Source organism: Vibrio sp. D173a, assembly GCF_030248475.1.
In genome coordinates this window covers 1-1,006 of sequence record NZ_JAHGAH010000701.1, presented here as the reverse complement: position 1 = coordinate 1,006, position 1,006 = coordinate 1, and the positions used below count along the sequence as shown (strand labels likewise).

The following is a 1,006-nucleotide window of genomic DNA, read 5'->3' as shown; positions in this document are numbered from 1 at the left end:
ACTGCAAGGTTACTGGAATGGCAGCACCTTTGAGAGCTGTAATGGCGATGAGTTCGACGAGTTTGAATTCAATCAGACGCTGCCAAGCTTTGTGATCAACCGTTTGGCGACAGTGGATAGCTATGCGGCAATCTTAGGTAATGTGTCTCTTGGTAAGGGAAGCGTTTCGGTTGAGGAGCTGTTGATGCTAGCGGAAGACAGTCACGAGTGTATTGCGCGCCCTGCGCTGTTGAAAGAGCAGTAGAATTATCACTGCTGAGTAGCATTTAGAGTAAAAGGAGCATGGTAGGCCAAATACTCTGAAGGCTGCAAATTACGTTCAAAAGTTAAAAAAGGCGCATGACGCGCCTTTTTAGTATCTGCAATCATCAACAAAGATTACTTCTGCTCGCGCTCAATCGCACGGTAACCGATGTCATTGCGGTGGAACATACCATTCCAGCTAACTTGCTTAGTTAGCGCGTATGCACGCTCCTGAGCCTCAGAAACGCTATTGCCGAGAGCAGTCGCACATAGAACACGACCGCCATTCGTCACAACTTCGCCAGCTTCGTTGTTCGCTGTACCTGCGTGGAAGATCTTTTGGCCTTCAACATCGCCTGTAGGTAGTGAAATCACGTCCCCTTTTGCGTAGTCAGCAGGGTAACCGCCAGCAGCTAGGACAACGCCGATAGACGCGCGTGGATCCCACTTTGACTCAGCTTCATCTAGTTTCTCATCGATCGCCATTAGACATAGCTCAACAAGGTCAGATTCCATACGCATCATGATAGGCTGCGTTTCTGGATCGCCGAATCGGCAGTTGTACTCGATAACTTTCGGTGTGCCGTCAGCTGCGATCATCAGACCTGCATATAGGAAACCGGTGTAAGGCGCGCCTTCTGCATCCATACCACGTACTGTTGGGTAGATAACTTCTTCAAGGATACGGTTGTGGATCTCAGGCGTTACCACTGGAGCAGGAGAGTAAGCACCCATGCCGCCAGTGTTAGGACCTGTGTCTTTG

General features: G+C 49.7%; 2 protein-coding genes. One reads left to right on the top strand and one right to left on the bottom strand.

Annotated elements, in window-relative coordinates; all coding sequences use genetic code 11:
• Window positions 1-244: DUF1481 domain-containing protein (locus KIV40_RS28640; protein WP_285352608.1), on the top strand; the 244-nt coding region annotated here is incomplete at its 5' end.
• A gap of 134 nt (window positions 245-378) precedes the next feature.
• Here KIV40_RS28640 and KIV40_RS28635 read toward each other — a convergent pair.
• Window positions 379-1,006, bottom strand: a 628-nt coding sequence (locus tag KIV40_RS28635) for a phosphoribosylamine--glycine ligase (RefSeq protein WP_285352607.1), incomplete at its 5' end; no start/stop codon positions are given.